Annotated in this window: 15 protein-coding genes; 7 read left to right on the top strand and 8 right to left on the bottom strand. The window is 72.8% G+C overall.

Features of this window, described 5'->3' with window-relative positions; all coding sequences use genetic code 11:
* Nucleotides 1–35: 35 nt before the first annotated feature.
* From AB0F82_RS10685 to AB0F82_RS10670, 4 genes are read right to left on the bottom strand one after another with little or no spacing between them, the layout of a single operon-like run.
* The gene (locus AB0F82_RS10685; protein ID WP_356815915.1) at nt 36–830 is read right to left on the bottom strand and encodes an SDR family oxidoreductase; all 795 of its coding nucleotides are present in this window, start codon (nt 828–830) and stop codon (nt 36–38) included.
* Between the two features lie 9 nt (nt 831–839).
* On the bottom strand, nt 840–1796 hold the full coding sequence (locus tag AB0F82_RS10680; RefSeq protein ID WP_362625608.1) for a beta-ketoacyl synthase N-terminal-like domain-containing protein: 957 nt from the start codon (nt 1794–1796) through the stop codon (nt 840–842).
* A gap of 11 nt (nt 1797–1807) precedes the next feature.
* Nucleotides 1808–3019, bottom strand: a complete 1212-nt coding sequence (locus AB0F82_RS10675; protein ID WP_362625606.1) for a beta-ketoacyl-[acyl-carrier-protein] synthase family protein — start codon at nt 3017–3019, stop codon at nt 1808–1810.
* A 3-nt stretch (nt 3020–3022) separates the two neighbouring features.
* Nucleotides 3023–3826, bottom strand: coding sequence for an alpha/beta fold hydrolase (locus AB0F82_RS10670; RefSeq protein ID WP_362625604.1), 804 nt, complete (start codon nt 3824–3826; stop codon nt 3023–3025).
* A gap of 233 nt (nt 3827–4059) precedes the next feature.
* Between AB0F82_RS10670 and AB0F82_RS10665 the strand changes: the two genes are divergently transcribed.
* The 7 genes from AB0F82_RS10665 (at nt 4060) to AB0F82_RS10635 (ending at nt 13515) form a co-directional block, all read left to right on the top strand.
* The gene (locus tag AB0F82_RS10665; protein WP_362625602.1) at nt 4060–5013 is read left to right on the top strand and encodes a sterol desaturase family protein; all 954 of its coding nucleotides are present in this window, start codon (nt 4060–4062) and stop codon (nt 5011–5013) included.
* Nucleotides 5010–6659: an MFS transporter gene (locus AB0F82_RS10660; RefSeq protein WP_362625600.1), complete on the top strand. Its 1650-nt coding sequence runs from the start codon at nt 5010–5012 to the stop codon at nt 6657–6659. The genes AB0F82_RS10665 and AB0F82_RS10660 overlap by 4 nt, the downstream gene beginning before the upstream one ends.
* Nucleotides 6656–7330: a 4'-phosphopantetheinyl transferase family protein gene (locus AB0F82_RS10655; RefSeq protein ID WP_356811817.1), complete on the top strand. Its 675-nt coding sequence runs from the start codon at nt 6656–6658 to the stop codon at nt 7328–7330. The genes AB0F82_RS10660 and AB0F82_RS10655 overlap by 4 nt, the downstream gene beginning before the upstream one ends.
* Before the next feature lie 95 nt (nt 7331–7425).
* Nucleotides 7426–9021, top strand: coding sequence for an isocitrate lyase/phosphoenolpyruvate mutase family protein (locus AB0F82_RS10650; protein WP_362625598.1), 1596 nt, complete (start codon nt 7426–7428; stop codon nt 9019–9021).
* The gene (gene aepY, locus AB0F82_RS10645; RefSeq protein WP_362625597.1) at nt 9018–10142 is read left to right on the top strand and encodes a phosphonopyruvate decarboxylase; all 1125 of its coding nucleotides are present in this window, start codon (nt 9018–9020) and stop codon (nt 10140–10142) included. Before AB0F82_RS10650 ends, aepY begins: the two co-directional genes overlap by 4 nt.
* Complete coding sequence (locus AB0F82_RS10640; RefSeq protein ID WP_362625595.1) at nt 10139–11254, top strand: 2-aminoethylphosphonate aminotransferase; 1116 nt, start codon at nt 10139–10141, stop codon at nt 11252–11254. Before aepY ends, AB0F82_RS10640 begins: the two co-directional genes overlap by 4 nt.
* 62 nt (nt 11255–11316) lie before the next feature.
* Nucleotides 11317–13515, top strand: a complete 2199-nt coding sequence (locus AB0F82_RS10635) for an FAD/NAD(P)-binding protein (protein ID WP_362625593.1) — start codon at nt 11317–11319, stop codon at nt 13513–13515.
* A gap of 73 nt (nt 13516–13588) precedes the next feature.
* Here the strand turns inward: AB0F82_RS10635 and AB0F82_RS10630 are convergent, their stop codons facing one another.
* The 4 genes from AB0F82_RS10630 to AB0F82_RS10615 form a co-directional block, all read right to left on the bottom strand.
* On the bottom strand, nt 13589–14050 hold the full coding sequence (locus tag AB0F82_RS10630) for a hypothetical protein (RefSeq protein WP_362625591.1): 462 nt from the start codon (nt 14048–14050) through the stop codon (nt 13589–13591).
* 72 nt (nt 14051–14122) lie between these two features.
* Nucleotides 14123–18241 (bottom strand): NocE, encoded by a 4119-nt coding sequence (locus AB0F82_RS10625; RefSeq protein WP_362625589.1) that lies wholly within the window; start codon nt 18239–18241, stop codon nt 14123–14125.
* A gap of 217 nt (nt 18242–18458) precedes the next feature.
* Nucleotides 18459–18998 (bottom strand): hypothetical protein, encoded by a 540-nt coding sequence (locus AB0F82_RS10620; RefSeq protein WP_356811824.1) that lies wholly within the window; start codon nt 18996–18998, stop codon nt 18459–18461.
* Nucleotides 18999–19312: 314 nt separating this feature from the next.
* Nucleotides 19313–20590, bottom strand: coding sequence for a M6 family metalloprotease domain-containing protein (locus AB0F82_RS10615; protein ID WP_362625587.1), 1278 nt, complete (start codon nt 20588–20590; stop codon nt 19313–19315).
* Nucleotides 20591–20631: the final 41 nt, after the last annotated feature.

The raw sequence follows: 20631 nt of genomic DNA, 5'->3' as shown, positions 1-20631 counted from the left end.
CCTGGGATGGGTGTGCGGGTGGTGCGGGGGAGGGGTCAGACGAGGCCTTCGCCGCCGTCGACGTCGATGACGTTGCCGGTCATCCACGAGGAGTCGGTGGCCGAGAGCATGACGACGGCCTCGGCGACGTCCTCGGGGACCGTCAGGCGGCCGTGCGGGTTCGACTCCGTGGCGTAGCGGGCCAGGCCCTCGCTGCCGGGGATGCGCAGCAGCGCCGGGGTGAGGGTCAGGCCGGCGCGCAGGGCGTTCACCGAGACGCCGGAGGGAGCCAGTTCGACGGCGAGCTGGCGCACGTGCGAGGCCAGGGCGGACTTGGCGGCGGACACGGCGCCGTAGCTGGGCATCACCCGGCCGTCGCCGCGGCTGGTGAGCGCGAACACCTTGGCGCCGGCCGGCAGCAGGCCGGCGACGTACAGGTCGCGCACCCAGTACACGAGGCTGTGGCCCATGACGTCGACGGTCATGTCCATCTGGCGCGGGGTGATGACGTCCTCCTGGCCCTCCTGCGGGAGGAAGGGCAGCAGGCTGCCGAAGGCGAGGGAGTGCAGCAGCACCCGTACGCCCCCGGGCCCGGCCAGCTCCTTGAGGACCGGCACCAGTTCGGCGCGGGTCTGCTTGCTGGCGGCGTTGCAGTTGTGGAAGGACACCTGCACGCCCGTGGCGCGCAGCTCCGCCACCAGCTCGTCGGCCTCCTCCTGCTGGGCCGCTGTGCCGAAGTGGACGCCGAAGATGTTGGCGCCCTCCTTGGCCATGGCCAGGGCGGTGGCCCGGCCCATGCCGCTGGAGGCGCCCAGGATCAGGCACCAGGAGCCCTTGAGGGATGTCAGCATGCGTACCTCTCAGTCGGTGTGTTCGGGGGTGTGTGCCGTGGCGAGCGCGACGTTGCCCGCGCGGGAGGCGGTGACGACGAGCCGGCGGCCGGCGCCCGCCGGGAGGGGGCGTGCGGCCAGCCGGACCACCGGGGCCAGGGCTCCGGCCCGCGCCCCGGACCGGCGCGTGGACACCGGTGCGCGGTCGGCGCACCAGGAGCGCAGGGCGTCGGCGACGGCGTCGCCGACCGGCGAGGGGTCGGCCAGCAGCTCGACCTCGTCCGGTGCGGGCCCGCCCGCGCCCAGCGCGTCCAGGGCCTGCCGTACGGAGTCCCGGGCGCGGCGGCGGCCCTCCGCGGCGGCCAGGGCCGGCGGCGGGACGAAGCGCAGTACGGTCCGCAGGACCGCCCCGCCGGCCGGTACGGGCACTCCGCCCGGGCGCAGCACGAACAGCGCCGCGCCCGCCTCCGGTTCGGCGTCGCCCGCCCGCGGGTCGGGGGCCTCGGCGGCCCCGGCCAGCGTCACGGCGGCGCGTCCCGCGGCCAGTTCGAGGGCGGCCAGGTGCAGGGCCTCGACGCCGGCCACCCGCGGCGAGGTCACGGTCAGGTTGAAGCCCTTGAGCTGGTGCTCGGCCGACAGGCGGCCGGCGACGAGGTTCACCGCGAAGTACGGCACGCTCATCGGGCTCAGCGCGGAGGCCCCCTCGCGGCGGACGGTCTCGTCGATGGCCGCGTGCAGGGCCGCCACGGCGCTGTTGGTGCCGACGACGGCTCCGCGCAGCTCCGGGGCCGCGGTGTGCGGGTCCGCCTGCGGGCCGGAGTCCTCCAGGGCCGTCCGGGCCGCGGCGAGCAGGTACTGGCAGGCGGGCGGCAGGTACTTGTACCCGCGGCCGAGCCGCGCCCGGTGGTCGAACCAGGGCTCCGCCGGGCCGGTCCCCTCCGGCGGCAGGACCAGTCCCGCCCCGTGGACGACGGACTCTGCCACCACCACACGTACCGTCACCGCGCCCCGCCCCCGAACACCATCGTGAAGTTGCTCCCACCGAACGCGTAGGCGTTGACCAGGACGTTCGGCTGCCGCAGCACGGTCGGTCCGTCCTGTGGCAGCCAGACGGGACACTCCGGGTCCTGCTGCGCGAGCGCGACGTTCGCCGGGATCTCCCCGTGCCGGACCATCAGCGCCGCGGACACGGCGGCGAAGGCGGCGGCGGCGCCGGCGGTGTGCCCGATGAAGGCCTTCAGGCTGAACAGCGGGGTGTGCGCGGCGCGGTCGGCGAGGAGTTCGCGCAGGACCTGGTACTCGACCACGTCGTTCTGCCGGGTGCCGGTGCCGTGCGGGACGACGCACCCGATGTCGCCGGGACGGCGCCCGGCCTCCGCCAGGGCCGCGCGGGCCACCCTTACCAGCTGCTCGCCGCCGGGATCGGGCGCGGTGGGGTGGTGGGCGTCGCAGCTCCACGCGGTCCCCAGCACCCGGCCGTAGACGGCCCGGCCCGCCGCGGCCCGGGCGGACTGCAGGACCAGCACGGCGGCCCCCTCGCCGAAGACGGTCCCCCGGCGGCCGGCGTCGAAGGGCCGGCAGGTCTCGGGGTCGGCCGCGCCCAGCCGGCTGAAGCTCGCCAGGGGCACCCGGGAGATGCCCTCCGCACCCCCGAGCAGCACGGTGTCGGCCTCGCCGCGGCGGATCAGGTCCACGGCGACGGACAGCGCGTAGCCGCTCGCGGCGCAGGCGTTGCTGACGCTGATGTTCGGCCCGAAGGCGGCGAGTTCGGCGCCGACCGTGGATGCGACGGAGAACATGGGCTCCCAGGACCCCGCCGCCGGAGCCGTCCAGTCCCCGTCCCCGGCGCCCTCGCCGCCCGGCCCTTCCTCGCGCCCGCCGCTCTCGCCGACGGCCGTACCGATCACCACGGCGGCTTCCGAGACCTCGTGCGCGCCCAAGCCGGCGTCGGCGATCGCCTCGCGGGCGGCGGTCAGCGCGAACCGCGCGGCACGGCCCGGGGCGCCGGAGGGCGCGTCCGCCGTACCGGTCCCGTCGTCGGGCACCTGGTAGGCGAGTACGTCGGGCACGTGCTCGGTCAGACCCGGTACGGGGGTGGGCCGCGAGGCGGCGGCCTTCAGCCCGGTCCAGAACGCGTCCGCGGTGGCGCCGAGGCAGCTGACGGCGCCGATTCCGGTCACGAAGACGTCGGGGGTGGCAGAGGGGCGCAAGGGTCAACTCACTCTCGTGGGAGCCGCGGAAGGCTGCGCGGCCGACCCGGCGATCAGCAGGCGGACGGCGTCGGCGAACGGCCGGGGCCGCTCGGTCATCGGGAAGTGGCCGCAGCCCCGCAGCAGTTCGAGCCGCCCCTGCGGCAGCGCGGCCGCCAGCAGCCCGGCCTCCCGCGGCGGCGCGAAGCGGTCCTGCTCCCCGGCCACGACGAGCACCGGCAGGTCGAGGCCGCCGACATCGACGAAGGGGCTGCGCAGGTAGCTCTCCCAAAAGCGCGTCCAGCCGTACGGGCCGACGCGGTCGCGCACGAGCAGGGCCATGTCCCGACGGGTCTGCGGTGACAGCCGCCGCGCCGAGGCGACGCCCAGCGCCTCCTCGAACACCTCCTGGAAGATGCCGAGGTAGTGGCCGGCGTCGTCCCAGTGGAAGTCGGCCGGGTCGCGTCGGTGGAAGGGCGACACGGCCACCAGGGCGCGGGGCCGTCCGGCGTGCGGGACGCGGGCGAGGTGCTCCACGGCGAGGACGGCGGAGAAGGAATGGGCGACGAGGACGTCGGCCCCGCCGGGGACCGCGTCCAGGGCGCGGCAGATCCACTCGGCGGGGTCGCCGCGGTGGCTCCACGAGGTCGGGCCGCCGACTCCCCACGGCAGCTCGGCCGTCCACAATTCCACCTCGTCCGCGGCGTGTTCACCGAAGGCCGTCCAGGTGGTCGCGCTCGCGGCCAGCCCGTGCAGGGCGAGCACGCGCACCGGGCCGGCGCCGCGGGCGGGCCGCTCCATGCGGACCGCGAGACCGTTCCCGCCCATTCGCACCCCGTTCCTGGATTTTGCGGCCAGTTCCTCGAAAAAGTGGCGACGATCCGGAAATTGCGATTTCCTGCCAAGCCGACGGCGAGCGTACCCGGGGGATGCTAAAACGCCACTAAACAGTTCTGCCCGCAGGGCCGTCGTCCTGGTGAAGCAAAAGTTAAGGCGGGCTTTAGGGGGCTTTTTAGGGAGCGTGTTTAGGCTTTTGTGGAAGTCGAAACGAGGAGAGAGCGATGCTCGATAAGGTCATAGACCGGCTGCACGATCCAGCGGTCTACGCCCTGCCCGCCATGGCGTTGCTGATCGTGATCGAGATGCTGGCGATCAAGTTCGGTGACGACCACGACGAGCGGCCCGGATACGACCTGCGCGACCACCGCGCGAGCATCCTCACGGGCTTCGGCGCGCTGTTCTCGTCCACCATGCTGCGGACCGTGGCGCTCGCGCTCTACCTGCTCGTGTACGAGTACGTGGCGCCCTGGCACCTGTCGTCCTCGTCCTGGACCACATGGGTCGTCCTCTTCTTCGGCGTGGAGTTCCTCCTCTACTGGTACCACCGCGCCGCGCACGGCATCCGGCTCATCTGGGCCGGTCACCAGGTGCACCACTCCAGCCAGTACTTCAACCTCTCGACCGCGCTGCGCCGCAAGTGGGCCCAGTGGTTCGAGAAGATGATCTGGCTGCCGCTCCCGCTGCTCGGCGTGCACCCCGCGCTGGTCTTCACGATGCACTCGGCCCACCTCGTGTACGGGCTCTTCGCGCACACCGAGAAGATCGGAAAGCTGCCCCGCTGGTTCGAGTACGTCTTCGTGACGCCCTCGCACCACCGCGTGCACCACGGCAACGACCCGGAATACCTGGACAAGAACTTCGGCAGCATCCTCATCCTCTGGGACCGGATCTTCGGGACCTTCCAGCCCGAGGTGCAGCGCCCCACGTACGGCCTGACCAAGCAGATCGAGACCTTCTCCATCTGGAAGATCCAGGTCCACGAGTTCGGCAACATGTTCCGCGACGTGCGCGGCGCGAGCACGCTGCGCCACAAGCTCGGCTACGTCTTCGGCCCGCCCGGCTGGAAGCCCGCCGAGGACGGCTCCGGCCGCCGTGACGGCGCCGGCAAGCGCGACGGCGCCGGCCGGACGGCCGCCGCGGCGGCCGCGGGACAGCCGGGTGAGCTCCTGACATGAGCGGGGCGACCGGACACACCGCGGCCGCGGAGGGGCAGGGCGGCCCGCCCTCCCCGCCGCGCCGCGGGGTACGGGGCCACCCCTGGCTGACCCTGCTGACCCTGTCGGTCGGGGCCATGATGGTCTCGCTCGACGGCACCATCGTCACCGTCGCCCAGCCGGCCATGCAGGCCGACCTGGACGCGAGCCTGACCGGCATCCAGTGGGTGACGAACGGCTACCTGCTCGCCGTCGCCGCCCTGCTCATCGCCGCCGGCAGGCTCGGCGACCGCTACGGCCACCGCACCGTCTTCCTCATCGGCGCCGCCGGCTTCACGGCCACCTCGGTGGCCATCGGCGCCTCCGACAGCCTGGGCCGGGTCATCGCACTGCGCGTCCTCCAGGGCGTGTTCGGCGCGCTGATGCAGCCCGCCACCCTCGGCCTGCTGCGCACCGCCTTCCCGGCCGACCGGCTCAACATGCCGATCGCCGTGCGCAGTGCCGTCATCGCCGCGTCCACCGCGGCCGGCCCCGTCGTCGGCGGCCTGCTCGTCGAACACGCCGCCTGGAGCTGGGTGTTCTACCTGAACGTGCCGCTCGGCGCGGTCGCCCTGGCCCTCGGCGTCACGGTGCTGCGCGACGTGCGCGGCGAGCGGCCGCCCGGCCGCCCGGACCTGGCCGGCATGGCCGTCCTGGGCGCCGCGCTGTGCCTGTTCGTCGGGGGCCTGGCCACGGTCGCCGACCAGGGCCGCCCCGACGCCCGTACTCTGGCGCTGCTGGCCGCGGCGCTGCTCCTCGGTGCCTTCTTCACCTGGTGGGAGCGGCGCACCGCCGACCCGCTGGTCCCACCCCGCATCTTCCGGTCGGTCCGCTTCACCGTCGGAATCCTGGCCATGCTCGCCATGTCCTTCGTGATGTTCGGCGCGCCGTTCGTCCTGATCTTCTACCTGCAGAACGTGCTCGGGCTGACCCCCGCCGAGTCGGGCGTCCGCGTCCTGGGGCTGACCCTGCTGATGATCGTGGGCGCGCCGTTCGCGGCGATGTGGATCAGCAGGTCCGGGCCCCGGGCCCCGGTGGTCGCCGGACTGCTGGTGACCGCGGCGGCCATGTGCGCCCTGTCCCGTCTCGACGCGCAGTCCGGGACGCTGGAGACGACGCTGTGCTTCTTCCTGCTCGGGCTCGGCTTCAGCCCGGTCATGGTCGGCGCCACCAAGCTCGTCATCAGCAGCGCACCGGTCGAACTGTCGGGTGTCGCCGGCGGCATGCAGCAGACGGCCATGCAAGTGGGCGGAAGTCTGGGCACCGCCACCGCGGGCGCCCTCGTCGCGGCCCACGCCGCTTCCGCCCTGCCCGGCCGCCTCGCCGCGGAGGGCGTCGAGATCGCCCCCGGCGCCCTGGACGCGGCCGTACGCGCGGTGGCCGTGGGCCTCGCGCCCGATCCGGGGACGGTGGACGCGGCGCGCTCCACCCTCACGGACATCGCCCGGGCCGTGTTCCTGGAGGGCATGCAGCACGCCCTGCTCGCCACTGCGGCGGTGGCCGCCCTCGGCGCGGTGGCCGGCCTCTTCGCGGGCCCCGGCCGGGCGGGCGCGGAGCACGCGGACCCGGAGCACGCCGACTCGGAGCACACCGACCCGGAGCACGCGAGCGGGGGGCGCACGAAGTGATCGAGCGGATCCTGCCCGCGTGCGTGGCCAGTTCGGCGGAGTACGCGGACCCACCCGGCGCCGTCTCCCGCCTCCACCCCGAGGAACGGGCGGCCGTGGTGCGCGCCTCGGAAGGACGCAGACGGACCTTCGCCACCGGACGGCTCTGCGCCCGCCGCGCACTGGACCGCCTGGGCGTGCCCGCCGGGCCCGTCGCCGTGGGCGGCTCCGGAGAGCCGCTGTGGCCCACGGGCGTGGCCGGCGCCATCACCCACTGTGACGGCTACCGGGCGGCGGCCGCCGCCCGGTCCGCCGATCTGACGGGACTCGGCATCGACGCCGAACCGCACGTCCCGCTGCCCCCGGGAGTCCTGGAGGCGGTGGCGCTCCCGCACGAGCGCGTCCGGCTCCGGACGCTGGCCCGGTCCAGGCCGGGTCTGCACTGGGACACGGTCCTCTTCAGCGCCAAGGAGTCCGTCTACAAGACGTGGTTCCCGCTCACCGGGCGCTGGCTCGACTTCACCCAGGCCGAACTGCGGTTCCACCCGGAACCCGGCCCGGCCACCACCGACGGCGAGTTCCACGCACGCCTCCTGGCCGACGGCCCGGAGGTGGCCGGCCGTACCGTCCGGCATTTCGACGGACGCTGGCTGGTGGCCGACGGCCTGGTATTCACGGCCGTCACCGTATGACCGACCAATTTGAATTACCGGCAATTGCATTATGTGGGCCGCCCCGATGATGCTGCGCCCCCTCACGCACGAATGCGGACAACAGGAGAATCGGCATGACTACTGGGACGACAGAGGCACGCGGGGACCACAGGACGACCGGAGCCCGGCAGCTCCGCGACCTCTTCGCCCGCCCGGGCACCGTACGCATCATCGGCGCGCACAACCCGCTCGGGGCGCGCCTCGCCGAGCGGGCCGGCTTCGACGGCGTCTGGTCGAGCGGCCTGGAGGTCTCCGCCTCCCAGGGCGTGCCCGACACCGACATCCTGACCATGAGCGAACTCCTCGCCACCGCCACCTCGTTGGCGGCCGCCGTCGACGTTCCCGTGGTCGCCGACTGCGACGCCGGCTACGGCAACGCCCACAACGTCATGAACATGATCCGCCGCTACGAGGCGGCCGGGATCGCCGGCGTGTCCATCGAGGACAAGCGCTTCCCGAAGGTCAACAGCTTCATCCCGGGCCGTCAGGAACTGGCCCCCATCGCCGAGTTCTGCGGCAAGCTGCGCGCCGCCAAGGCCGCCCAGAGCACCCCGGACCTCATGGTCATCGCCCGCATCGAGGCCCTCATCGCGGGCTGGGGCATGGACGAGGCACTGCGCCGCGGCGAGGCCTACGCGGCGGCCGGCGCCGACGCCGTACTGATCCACGCCAAGGGCAGCTCCCCGGAGCCGGTCCTGCGCTTCCTCGAACGCTGGACCCTGCCCACCCCCGTGGTCGTCGTCCCCACCACCTACCACACCATCACCGCCACCGAACTGGCCGAAGCCGGCGCCAAGATGGTCATCTACGCCAACCACGGTCTGCGCGCGGGCATCGCCGCCGTCAGCGAGACCTTCGCCTCGATCCTGCGCGACGACCGCACCACCGGCATCGAGGACCGGATCGCACCCCTGTCCACCGTGTTCGACCTCCAGGGCATGGCCCTCCAGAAGCGCCACGAGGCCGAGTTCATCACCCCGTACGCCGGCCGCGCCCGGGCCGTCGTCGTCCCCGGCCGGCCCACCGCCCCCGCCGCCGGCCTGCTCGCCGAGCAGAGCGCCGCACTGCGCCGGGCGGACATCGAATCGGTGTCCGCCACCGCGGACGCCGACGCCGCGCGGGCCCCGCAGGACGTCACGCTCCTGCCCGCCCAGGCCGACGCCACCGGCGCCGTACTCGCCCTGGACGACGACGCCCTGAGCGGCACCGTGCTGGTCTCCGGCGACGTCTTCGTCGAGGGCGAGCCGCTGCGCCGCCTCGTCGCCGCGGGCGGCGACATCGCCGTGCTCGTCGACGTGTCCGGCGGACCCGGCGCCGAGCGCCGCGCCGACGCCCTGCCGCTGACCCTCGACTCCACGGTCCGCGGCGGCCGCCGGCTCGGCGGCGCCTCCGGCAGCGAGGTCCTCGCCGTCGCCGGTACCGAGGCGGACGGCGAGTTCGCCGGCGCCGCGGCCTTCTCCGCCCAGGGCTTCGCCGCACTGCGCCAGGTCGCCGAGAAGCGCCGCGCCGACGGCAGCGAGGGCACCCTGGCCGACCTGCTCACCGACCTGCTCGCCGCCGGGCACCGGGTCGGCGCGGTCGAGATCGGCTCCGGCTGGCTGGAACTGCGGACCGCGCAGGACATCGCCCGCGCCACCGAGCTGTTCGCCACCCGGGAGGGCGGACAGTGAGCACCGGACCCCTTCAGGCGCGCACCCTGGTCGAACTGCTCCGTCAGCAGGGGCACGGCCCGTTCACCGGCGTGCCCTGCTCCTTCCTCGGCCCGGTCATCTCCTGCTTGGAGGCCGAGCACCCGCAGGAGTACGTCATCGCGGCCAACGAGGGCGAGGCCGTGGCCCTGGCCGCGGGCGCCGTCCTCGCCGGACGCCGCCCGGTGGTCATCCTCCAGAACTCCGGCCTCGGCAACACCGTCAACCCGCTGACCTCCCTCTGCCACACCCTGCGCCTGCCGGTCCTGCTCCTCGTCACCTGGCGCGGCCGTCCCGGCCGGCCCGACGAGCCCCAGCACGAGCTGATGGGCCGGATCACCCAGGACATGCTGACGTCCATGGGCGTGCGCAACGAGGTGCTCCCAGACGACCCCGCGCTCCTCGCCGAGCGCCTCGACGTGGCCGCCGAGCACATGGACACCACCGGACTGCCCTTCGCGTTCATCGTGCCCAAGGGGGCCGTCGCCCCCTACGAGGCCCCCGCCGCGGCCCCCGTCCCGGCAGCCGGCTCGCAGCTGATGAAGCGGGCCGAGGCGATCGGCCACATCGTCTCCGCCATGGACCCCGACACCCTGCTCGTCGCCACCACCGGCAAGACCGCCCGGGAACTGGAACACGACTGGGACCGCCCGCAGAACCTGTACGTCGTCGGCTCCATGGGTTGTGCCTCCAGCGTGGCCCTCGGCGTCGCCCTGCACACCCCCGACCGCCGGGTCGCCGTACTCGACGGCGACGGCGCGGCCCTGATGCGGCTGGAGGCCATGGCCACCATCGGCCGCCACGCCGACACCGACCTGTGCCACCTCCTGCTGGACAACGAGTCCTACGAGTCCACCGGCGGGCAGCCCACCGCCTCCGCCGGGGTGGACTTCGCGGCGATCGCCGCGGCCTGCGGCTACCGGGCCACCCACGACGTCCGCGACGCCGGCGCCCTGCGCGCCGCCGTCCTGCGCGCACAGCAGGACGGGGGAGCCCACCTGGTCCGCGTCCGCATCGCCTCCGGATCGGACCCGAACCTCGGCCGCCCGGCCCTCGCCCCGCCCGCCTCGGCGGCCCGATTCAAGGAAGCGATCGCCCGATGAACGACAGCACGCCGCCGCGCCCGGAACGCCTCGTCCTGATGAACCCCGGCCCCGTCATCACCGACGACCGGGTGCGCACGGCGCTCGCCGGACCCGACATGTGCCACCGCGAGCCGGAGTTCTCCGACCTCCTCACCCGCGTCCGGCACAAGACCACCCTCGCCGCGGGCGGCGACGACCGGCACACCTCCGTCGTCCTCACCGGCTCGGGCACCGCCGCCGTCGAGGCCGCCGTCAGCTCGGCCGTGCCCCACGACGGAGGCCTGCTGGTCATCGACAACGGCCACTACGGCGAACGGTTCCGGCACATCGCGGACGCCCACGGCATCCGCGCCCACCGGCTCGAACTGGGCTGGGCCACACCCGTGGACCTCGCCGCCGTCGACCGGGCCCTGGCCGCGGACCCCGGACTGACCCACGTGGGCGTGGTCCACCACGAGACCAGCAGCGGCATGCTCAACGACGTCGCCGCCGTGACCCGGATCGCGCACGCCCACGGCCGCGAGGTCGTCGTGGACGCCGTCAGCAGCATCGGCGCGGAACGCATCTCCCTGGCCGCCGACGGCGTCGACTGGCTGGCGGGCTCCGCCAACAAGTGCCTCGAAGGAGCCCCCGGCCTCGGCTTCGTCAGCGCCGCCAGGACCTCCTTCGAAGCCCTGGCCGGCCACCCCCGCCGCGGCTACTACCTCGACCTGCACCGGCACTACGCCGCCCAGGAGAAGGCCCAGGCCCCCGCCTTCACCCCGGCCATCCCCGGCTTCTACGCCTTCGACGCCGCCCTCGACCTGGCCCTCGCCGAGGGCTGGGAGGCCCGCCACGCCCGCTACACCGCCCTCGCCCGGCGGCTGCGCGACGGCCTGGAGGCGCTCGGCCTGGAGATCCTGCTCCCGCCCGGGCAGCGCGCCGCCTCCCTGACCGCCGTCCGCATCCCGGCCGGCTGCCGCTACGCCGAGCTGCACGGCGGCCTGCGCGCGGAGGGCTTCGTCATCTACAGCGCCCAGGAACAGCTGGCGGCGGACTTCTTCCGGCTCTCCACGATGGGGCAGATGACGGAGCAGGACATCGACCGCTTCCTCGCCGCGCTCACCCGGATCCTGACGGCCCGCGGCTGACGGCCCGCCACCGACGGCCCCCAGCCCCGGCAGATCTCCTCCGACCCCTGAATGAGGTGCCCGTGACCACCCCCCGAGCTGACGCATCCGGCCGACCCGCGGCGACGCCCGAGCCTTACCGGCTCGCCGTGGTGGGTGGCGGGCCCAGGGCCACGTACGCCCTGGAGCGGCTGTCGGCGACGATCGACCGGCTGGGGGAGGGGCACCGCCTGGAGGTCCACCTCTACGAACGCACCGGCGCGTTCGGCGCGGGCCGCGCGCACGCCCCCGACCAGGCACGCACCAGCTACCTCAACCGCATCGGCGCCCAGGTGGGCTTCGCCGCCGACGAGACGGTGACCGGCGCCGGACCGCTGCGCCCGCCCGCCGAGCGGCCCACCCTGCACGAGTGGTGCCGCCGCCGCTTCGAGGAGACGGCAGACCCGGACCTCGACCTCGGCCCCGAGGACTGGCCCAAGCGCTACGTCCACGGACTGGCCCTGCGCGACATGTTCGACGCCTTCGCCGCGGACCTGCGCCGCCACCCCGGCGCCGAACTCCACCTGCACCACGCCGAGGTCGTGGACATCGCCCCCGCCGCCGGCGACCGGCTGGAGGTCGTCACCGCCGACGGCGACCGCCGCACCGCCGACGAGGTGCTCCTGCTGACGGGCCACTCGTACCACGACCCGGAGCGCTCCGCCGCGGACCGCCCGGCCACCGGCGGCGCGACCCGCCACGTACCGCACCCGTACCCGCTGGAGGAGGAGCTCGGCGCGGGCAGCTGCGGACCGGACACGGTCGTCGGCTGCGCCGGCATGGGCCTCACCGCCATCGACGCGATCCTGCACCTCACCGAGGGCCGCGGCGGCACCTTCCACCAGGACGGACCGCGCCTGGTCTACCGGCCCTCCGGCCGGGAGCCCGCGGCCGTCGTCGCGTTCAGCGGCTCCGGCCTGTTCACCTTCGCCCGCCCCGACAACCACAAGCCCAGCGACGGCGGCGGCGACCACCCCGGCACCTTCCTGACGCGCGAGGCCGTCGACCAGCTGCGCGCCCACGTCGGCCGGCCCCCGGGCGGCGACGGCACGGGGCGCCGGCAGCTGGACTTCGAGCGCGACCTCCTGCCGCTGGTCGTCCTGGAGATGGCCCACCTGCACTACGTCACCCTCTTCGGGCCGGCCGTCGCCCTGCTGCTGACCCAGCGCGCACTCCCCGGCCACCTGGCCTTCGTGACCGGCACGCCCGCCGACGGGCCCGGCGCCCTGACCGCCCCGCTGGAACGCGCCGTGGACGAGATCGCCGACGTGCTGGAGGGCGTACTGCGCGGCAAGTGCTCACTGTTCGGGGCCCAGGCCACCGTGTCCTGGCCGGTCCGTGACGTGCTGCTGCACTGGACGAGGACCGTGTACGGGCCCACGGCCGAGGCCGAGGTCCGCCGGTGCGTCGACCGGTCCGTGCCGCCCGGCTCCGTGACCGACCCCCTCGACTCCGCATGGGGGCTGGAGACCTACCTCCACGGCAACCGCTTCGACTGGCACCGCGCCGTCTCCCCGGTCCCGCCCGCCCCCTCCCCCGAGGAGTTCCGCGCGTCGGTCGCCGCGTTCATGGCGCGGGACCAGCTGTGGGCCCGCCAGGGCAACCTGAGGAACCCCCACAAGGCCGCCGCCGACGGCGTCTGGCGCGACCTGCGCCAGGTCATCTCGTACGCCGTGGACCACGCGGGCCTGACCCCCGCCTCCCAGCGCCACTTCCTGGGGACCTACGTACGCCACCACAACCGGCTGGCCAACGGGGCCGCCGCCGAGATCATGGCCAAGATGGCCGCCCTGGTCGACTGCGGACTGCTCGACGTCGGCGCCGGACCGGGAGCGCGCACCCGGGTCGACGAGGCCGGCGGGAAGACCGTGGTCGAAGGCCCGCACACCGGCCTGTCCCGGCCCGTCGACGTCCTGGTCGAGGCCCGCATGCACGGCTTCGACCCGCGGCTCGACGTCCTCCCGCTCTACCGCAACCTCCTCGACCGGGGCCTGGTCCGGCTGTGGCGCAACGAGTCGGCGGACGGCGAGGTCTTCCAGCCGGGCGGCCTCGACCTGAGCCCGCGGTTCCACCCCGTCGCCCCGGACGGAACCCCGGACCCGCGGTTCACCGTCCTCGGGGTCCCCTCCGAGGGCGCCCGCTCCTTCCTGCTCTCCGCGCTGCGCCCGAACGCCGACCACTACGTCATGCGGGACACCCTCGTATGGCTGGACGCCTTCTGGCCCAGAGCCACGGGCCGCTGACCCCTCCCGGCGGCCTGCGGAAACACCGATGGGCCCCCGCGCGAAGCGGGGGCCCATCGGTGTTTCCGCACGTCTAGAACAAGTCGTCGACGACGCCCAGGGCGATGAACGCCGCCACCACCAGCACGGCGACGGTGATCAGTCCGGCGCGTCGCCAGGCCGGCACCGAGCAGACGGCGACGAGCGCCGGGCCCAGCGCCAGGGCGATCAGGTTCGGCGCGTCGGCGTCGGGGACGTCGTGCGGCGCGAGCGGGCCGATGATGGCCAGCGCGTACGCCTGCAGGGCGAGGGCGGCGGCCGTCACCGACTTCCGGGGCCGTACCCCCAGCAGCGGCAGGACGACCGCGAGGACGACCGCGGCCAGGGCCACCCATGTGAGGATGCCGATCAGCGGATGGAAGGTGATGCAGACGGACTGGCTGTCCGCGCAGGTGCGCTTCTCCTCGGCGTCGGCCCACTGCCACAGGGCGAGCGCCAGCCACCCTGTGAGGGCGCCGGCGAGGGCGGAGCCGAGAACACCGAAGGCCTTGTTCATGGGGGAAGCCTTTCAGAGGAACGGGCGGGGGCCCTGAGTACGGATACTCAGGGCCCCTTCAGCCGGAGGCTGTTACTTCATTTCCGGACTGTTGAGCGTGCTCTGCAGGGAGTTCGCGTACAGCCGAGCACCGGCGATCTTCGGGTGGAAGGATTGGGCGGAGGTCGGTGCGTCCTCGTCACCCGGGGTCTTGTCCGTCACGATGCCGTGGATGGTCTCGGGCTTTCCACAGATCGCCTGGCCCTTGAAGTCGTCCGTGGGGTCGGAGAACCAGGCCTTGACGCCCGCCGCCCGCGCATCCGCGGCGGCGCCCGTCATCTCCTTGACCAGCAGGGCGCCGATCTCGTTGATCCAGGGCTGCTCGTCTCCGTTGATGCCCGGGATGCAGACGCTGCCCTCGAGGAGGGGCGGGTAGCCCATCAGCACGATCTTGGCGTTCGGCGCCCGCTCGGCGATCTCCTTGAGCGTCGTGACGATGGAGGGCCGGACCTTCTCCTTGATCAGTCGGGGTTCGGTGACCTTGAGATCCTCCGACTCGCCGTCCAGGCTCGCGCTCTGGCAGTTGAGGAGGACCGCCTTGTAGATGCACTCCTTGATCACGTCGGTGAAGCGGGCGTCGTTTCCGCCGATCGACATCGTCACCAGGGTGGTGTTCTGGTCGAGGTAGCCCTTGTCGAGCTGCGGGAGCTCGCCGTAGGAGGGCTGGCCGTACTGGCCTTCGGCGTTCTTGGCCTTGACCGAACCGATTCGGTCGTCCTTGGAGAGGATGTTCTCGGTCTGCGCACCGGAGCAGGCGATCAGGTGGTAGTCCATGTTGCCGTCACGGTCGTCCGACATGGCGCCGATCGACTTGGAGTGGCCCGGCAGTGTGGCCTGACGCGACCACGCGTGCTTGGACCGGTGGCAGGCGTTGCGGAGCTTTTTGTCCTTGCCGAGGAGGTCCGTCTCCTTGTAGTAGTCGCCGCCGCCCGAGACGGAGGCGCCTTCACCGGAGGAGTACGAGTCGCCCATGGCAACCACGAAGTTCGCCGGCTTGGCGCCGAGCGGCTGGAAGCCGACGGCGTCCCATGCGATGTCCTCGCTGCCGTCGCCGTCGATGCTGTGACTGTCGAGGACCACCTGGGGCGTGGCGGTGAAGTTGAAGACGCCGAGGTCCGCCCACTTGTTCTCCAGTACGCGCTGCGGCTGTACGCGCACGGGGCTCCTGGAGTCGGTTCCCTTGACCTGGTAGGAGGCCTGACGGGTGTGCGCGCCGTGGTCCGGGATGTGGACCCAGACGCGCATCCAGCCGCGGTTGGGCTTGTTCAGCGTCCAGGTACCGGAAGCGGCGAGCCTGGTGCCCTCGGCGGTGTTCTTGTCACGCGTGTGCGTGAACCAGAAGTGGTTGCGGAAGCCCGCGCCGATCTGGTGCGTGTCGATCTTGCTGGGGTAGACCCCGCCCGAGCCGCTGAAGGTGAACTGGAACGATCCGGCGGACTCGGCGTTGGCGCAGTTGCGCGCCCCGCCCGCCGGGTAGGCACCGTTCGGCATGTCGTCGACGACGAGCGTGCCCTCCGGCAGGCCGATGGTGCAGCGCGGCGGGTACGAGGCCTCGTCGGGCTGCTCAGGGTAGGTGTCGTTGAACCGGTGCACCGGGGTGCCGCACTGGGCGTCCTTGCAGTTCTTCCACGTGGCCGGCTTGTTGTACCAGCACTTCAGGTACAGAGGGTTCTTGCTGTCCGGATCACCCGGCAGCAGGCAGGCGCCCTGGCCGGTCTTGTTCGAGTCGTTCTCTCCGATCTTGGACCTGTCGCAGTCGTTGGAGGCGTCGCAGAACAGCCCGATCGGAGGCATCGCGCGGGTGCGCTCGCCCGGGTTGAGCCACCAGGCCTCGCGGTAGCCGGCGCCGAAGGTGCCCGGCTTGGTCATCGCCTCGATCGGGCGCGCCGCCCAGCCGATCACCTTCTCCTGGTACGGCCAGTGCTGCGGGTTGGCGGCGTGGTAGTACGCGTTCCCGCCGCTGGCGTCCTCCAGGAAGGGGGTCCGGTTCGCCTTCCACAGCGGGTTCGCCGGGTTGTTGGTCCAGCCCACGCCCCACTTGCCGCTGTTGGCGCCCGCGGTCGACTTCGGGTGGTAGCCCGCGTTGTAGGCCCAGAGGGCGTACGTCCAGTTCTCGATCCACTTCGGGTGGCCGTCGTTGATGACCAGCCCGTCACGGCGAGTGGAGTTCCACTTCTCGATCAGGATGGTCACGCCGGAGGCGATGTTGGCCGCGTAGTCCAGGGCGACGGCCTCCTGCTGGACGGCCGTCTTGGGCTTCTCGTCCTTCTTCTCCTTGCCGTGCATGCGCATGCCGTCGGTCACCTGGGTGATGCCGTAACCGCAGTCGGCGTCCGCCCAGTCGATGGCCCAGGGGTCCTGCTGCTGGCCGTTGGAGGCGTACTTGACGCCGTAGAAGTTGCCGATCAGGGAGTTGGCGGTGACACCCGGGACGGCGTAGCGCGTGGCCTGCCACATGTTGGACTCCTGCGCGGTGATGCCGAGCATCACCTGCGAGGGCACGTGCCACTCGTCACCGCGGTCGGGAGCGCCGTTGGGGTCGCCGTCCAGCACCGTGAGCGGGAAGAGGGACTGCGGCGCGTACGCCGCCATGCCCGTGTTCTTCCAGTTCGCCGGACGGCTGGCGCCCTTGTTGAGCTGGCCGATGACGGTCTGGTTGACCGCCCACTCCACCTGCCGCGGCGTCGGCTGGAAGGCCTGCTTGCGGGGGTCGTTGCGCGGGACGGAGCAGTACCGGTCGGCGTCGACGGTGTCGTTGGCCGGAGCCGCCGCCGCGGCCGAGGAGACGGCGGAGGGGGCGTTCTTCGCGGCCGGCTTCGCGGCCGGGGCCGAACCGCCCGCGGCGTTCTCCAGGGCCGGAGAGGTGGCCTGGCCGTCCTTGAGGGACTTCTCGCCGCCGATCGGGTCCGAGGTCGGGAGGGCGTCGAGCTCGACGGTCCTGCCCGTGTCCAGGGCCTTGAGCGAGGTGCGCGCGGCGCGGGCGCTCAGCGTGTCCTCGGGACGCAGACGGGAGTCCTTGCCGTCGGCCCAGCGGGTCATGACCGAGGCCTGGCCCTCGCTGGAGACCGAGGACTCCTTGGCGATGCCGCCCGGGTTCTTCACCGCACCCGGCAGGTTGCCGGTGGTGGTCGCCGTACCGGTGACGAAGACGGTGCCGGACGGGGTGCGGGCCAGGTCGAAGGCCTCCAGCCGGCCGGTGGCCACCTGGGTGCCCGCGGCCGTGCCGTCGGCCTTCGTCACGTCGTCCGCGGTGACCCGGGCGACGGCGCCGGTGGGCTCGGGCGCGGCGGGACCGCCCTTCGCCGAGGGGGCGAGCAGGCTGCTGCCGGGCTTGGCGGCGTTCTTCGCGCCGGGCTCGACGCGGTCGATGTAGGTGACGCCGCCCTCGGCGTCCGCCATCAGCTGGAACGGGACGGCCGAAGTCTTCTTGATCGGCAGGACCTTGGCGTCCTTGGCCACCTTGACCAGCGTCGGTCCCTGCGCGGCGACGATCTCGCCGTTGACCGGGATGGCCGAGGTCACCTGGCCGGGCACGGTCAGGACGTCCGACTTGGCCGTCGGGGCGTCGACCTTGACGAGGCGCGTCTCGTTCTTCGGGGCCGTCTCGTCCGCGAACTGCGAGAAGACGGCCGTGTCGCCCGTGCCGCAGCCCGGGGAGAAGTAGCCGAGGCTGGCCTGCAGCGGCAGCTTGGTCACCTGACCGGTCTGCAGGTCGACGATGGCGGTGAAGGCACCGCGCGCCATGAGCTCCGGCTTGTTGGTGAAGGTGCGCGGCGCGTACGCGACGGCGGCGTGGTTGCCCGACCGGGTCAGGCAGGCGTTGCCGATCCAGGTGTCGGTGTCGAAGCCGGGCTCGGCCAGCGTGGCGGCGGTGCGCCACTTGTAGCCGTCCTTCTCGTCGGCGAGCAGGACGTGGAAGCCCGTGCCGTCGCCGGAGGTGGTCCACGCGCGGTCCTTGGACCCGCGGTAGTCCTTCCCGAGGGTCGCGGAGCGGTCCTTCTCCGGAACTGCCTCGGGTTTGGGCGCCTCGGCGCCGGGGGGTCGGGCGGCCGGGTCGGCCGTCGCGTTCGGGGGCGGCGTCGGGGCCGGGGCCGAGAAGGCCTGCGACGTCGAGACGCCGGCGGCCAGGGACAGGGTGATGGCGGCGGTCACGGGTATCCGCGCACGCCTCAGGCTACTTCGGTTCACTCTTCGCTCTCTCGCGGTGGAGCCGGCGGCAGGATCCGACCGGGCCACGGGGACGGACACCAGTGGCCAGACTTGTAATGCTCATGTCAGATAAATGCACGCCGGGGGTCCCGGTCTCCCGGCCGGCGGGACGCCGGGACGGAGGTGCCGGGTGGTGGCGGGTCTTGAGGCGCCGCTGCGGTCAGTTGCAGGAGCCGACGACGCGCATGTGGTCGACGACGACCTTGCCGGACTTCTTCATGTACGAGTACACGTGGCCGCAATAGCCGCGGTTCTGGTAGACGGGGCCGGCGTAGGACGTGTAGGTGCCGAAGTCCTGGGTGTCAGGGGTGGAGGTGTAGTTGTCCTTCAGACGGACGCCCATGTACTGGGCCGAGCCGGTCTCGTTGTGCAGCACGGCACAGGTCGGCTGGTCGTAGATCTGCGGGCCGGTCTCCTTGCCGTTGGTGTAGACGTACACCGTGGCGTAGCGGGTGGTGGCGCTCGGCAGGCGCTCCGCCAGGAGGATCTGCGTGTAGCCGGCGCCGCAGGCGGTGGCCCCCGCGGCGGCCGCCTGCCGGTTCGCCGCCACGAGGCTCTGGGTCGAGGCCGGGGCCTGGGCGGCGACGGTGAAGTGGCGCCCGGGGGTGTCGGCCACGGCGGCCTGCGGGGCGGCGACGCCCAGCGCCGCGAAGGTGGTCGCGGTGGCCAGGGTGATGCGCAGGGTGGTCTTCATCGACATGGGGTGGTCACTCCTCATGAACGTCCCGTAAGTGATGCGGGTCAGGAGGAGCGTCCGCCGTACGACTCGGATGGCCGGCCCCCCTCCGACGATCGCTTATGGGGAAGCTACCAATGTCGATTCCGGGAGAATGTCCGCATAGCGGTCATATCGCCGCCAGGCGTCCGGAATTTAACCAGCGTGCACGAACCGGCTTTAGCCAAAGCTTAGTTGCACGCACCATGCGTCTTCCGGCGCGGGCATGCGGAGGAGCCGGGGCCACGCCGAGCGTGGCCCCGGCTCCGGAGCGCGATCCGTACCCGCCCGCAGGGGCGTTACGGGCGGGTGACGCGGATCCGGTAGCTGCCGTCGCGCAGTTCGCCCACCACGGAGATGCTGATGCCGGCCTTCTCGTCGGTGAAGGTCTCACCCGGCCGGAACGGCGCGTCCGACAGCTCGGCGTGCACATTGGGCCGGCGGGTGCAGCCGCCGCTCGCGTCCGAGCTGTCCGAGACGGTCACCGGCCCGTTCCCGGTGTCCACGTCGGAGTCCACCTTGTAGATGAGGACGCCGGACCGGCAGACGGCCTCGTCATTGCCGGCCCGGGTCCGCACCTCCACGGCGTACCCGACGCTCTCCGACAGCGGCACGAAGGCCAGCTTCATGCCGCCCTCCACCGCCAGCGGCGTCAGGACGTGGTCGCTGGTGCCCGACTTCGACGCGCAGGAGATCTGCGTGCCGTCCAGCCAGCCCAGCTTCCACTTGTGCCAGCCCATCAGGTCGTTGTTGGCACCCCAGTCCTCGCTCATGATGTCCCAGTGCCCCACCGTGTTCCCGCCGTCGGAGGTGTAGAGGTCGGGGAGCCCGAAGACGTGCCCGTTCTCGTGCGGGAGCACCCGGTAGCCGGTCTCCCGGTAGGTCCCGGACCCGTCGTCCTGCCGGCTGTAGACGAAGGACGTGTTGGACAGCGGGACCCCGTCCGCAGTCGGCGCCTCGCCGTTGCCCGAGAAGGTCACCGACAGGACGGTGTCCAGGGCGGAGGGCCCGGCGTTCGGCGTGACCAGGATGTTGATCAGGTCGTACCGGCTGAAGTCCACCTCGGCGTCGGCGGCCTTCGCGATGTGCTCGACGAGCTGCCGGTAGCCCGGCTCGTACGAGGACCCGCGCTCGATCCCGTACGCCGCGAAGGGCATCGGCATCCGCAGCCAGGTCCTTATCGGAGCCTCGGCCCGGTAGGCCAGCCGGCCGTAGGAGCTGGTGCGGAACCAGTCGGAGGTCTGGGGGAAGAACTCCGCCAGCCGGTCCAGGGCCGTGCCCTCGCCCTTGGCGTCGGGGAAGTCGATCATCAGGTTCAGTGCCCGGACCTCACCCGTCGAGCGCGAGTACCCGGGCGGGGTCGGCATGCCCTCGGACATCTGCACGCCCATCGTCCCGGCGATCCGGCAGGGCGCGAGAGCCGATTCGACGGTCGTGGCCACCGGTCCGGCCGCGGACTGGCCCCGGCCGGATGTCCCCGTGCTCGCGGTCGCGCTGACGCCGATCGCCAGCGCGGTCAGGCCGATGTACGCGCCGGTGAGGCGTGGTCTGCGTATCCGGTGGCGGGTCTGCGTCATGGAGATCGCCTTCGGGTCCGCGGCAGCCGGCCCTCTCCGGT

Origin of the sequence: Streptomyces virginiae, assembly GCF_040638905.1 — a bacterium.
Taxonomy (GTDB): Bacteria; Actinomycetota; Actinomycetes; order Streptomycetales; family Streptomycetaceae; genus Streptomyces; species Streptomyces virginiae_B.
The sequence above is the reverse complement of the archived record's forward strand: the minus strand, read 5'-3'. Positions and strand labels throughout refer to the sequence as shown.

Excerpts from the sequence above, each read along its gene's own strand:
- AB0F82_RS10685 (WP_356815915.1), bottom strand. The coding sequence starts at position 830 with ATGCTGACATCCCTCAAGGGCTCCTGGTGCCTGATCCTGGGCGCCTCC.
- AB0F82_RS10670 (WP_362625604.1), bottom strand. The coding sequence starts at position 3,826 with ATGGGCGGGAACGGTCTCGCGGTCCGCATGGAGCGGCCCGCCCGCGGC.
- AB0F82_RS10665 (WP_362625602.1), top strand. The coding sequence starts at position 4,060 with ATGCTCGATAAGGTCATAGACCGGCTGCACGATCCAGCGGTCTACGCC.
- AB0F82_RS10660 (WP_362625600.1), top strand. The coding sequence starts at position 5,010 with ATGAGCGGGGCGACCGGACACACCGCGGCCGCGGAGGGGCAGGGCGGC.
- AB0F82_RS10650 (WP_362625598.1), top strand. The coding sequence starts at position 7,426 with ATGACTACTGGGACGACAGAGGCACGCGGGGACCACAGGACGACCGGA.
- AB0F82_RS10640 (WP_362625595.1), top strand. The coding sequence starts at position 10,139 with ATGAACGACAGCACGCCGCCGCGCCCGGAACGCCTCGTCCTGATGAAC.
- AB0F82_RS10630 (WP_362625591.1), bottom strand. The coding sequence starts at position 14,050 with ATGAACAAGGCCTTCGGTGTTCTCGGCTCCGCCCTCGCCGGCGCCCTC.
- AB0F82_RS10620 (WP_356811824.1), bottom strand. The coding sequence starts at position 18,998 with ATGTCGATGAAGACCACCCTGCGCATCACCCTGGCCACCGCGACCACC.
- AB0F82_RS10615 (WP_362625587.1), bottom strand. The coding sequence starts at position 20,590 with ATGACGCAGACCCGCCACCGGATACGCAGACCACGCCTCACCGGCGCG.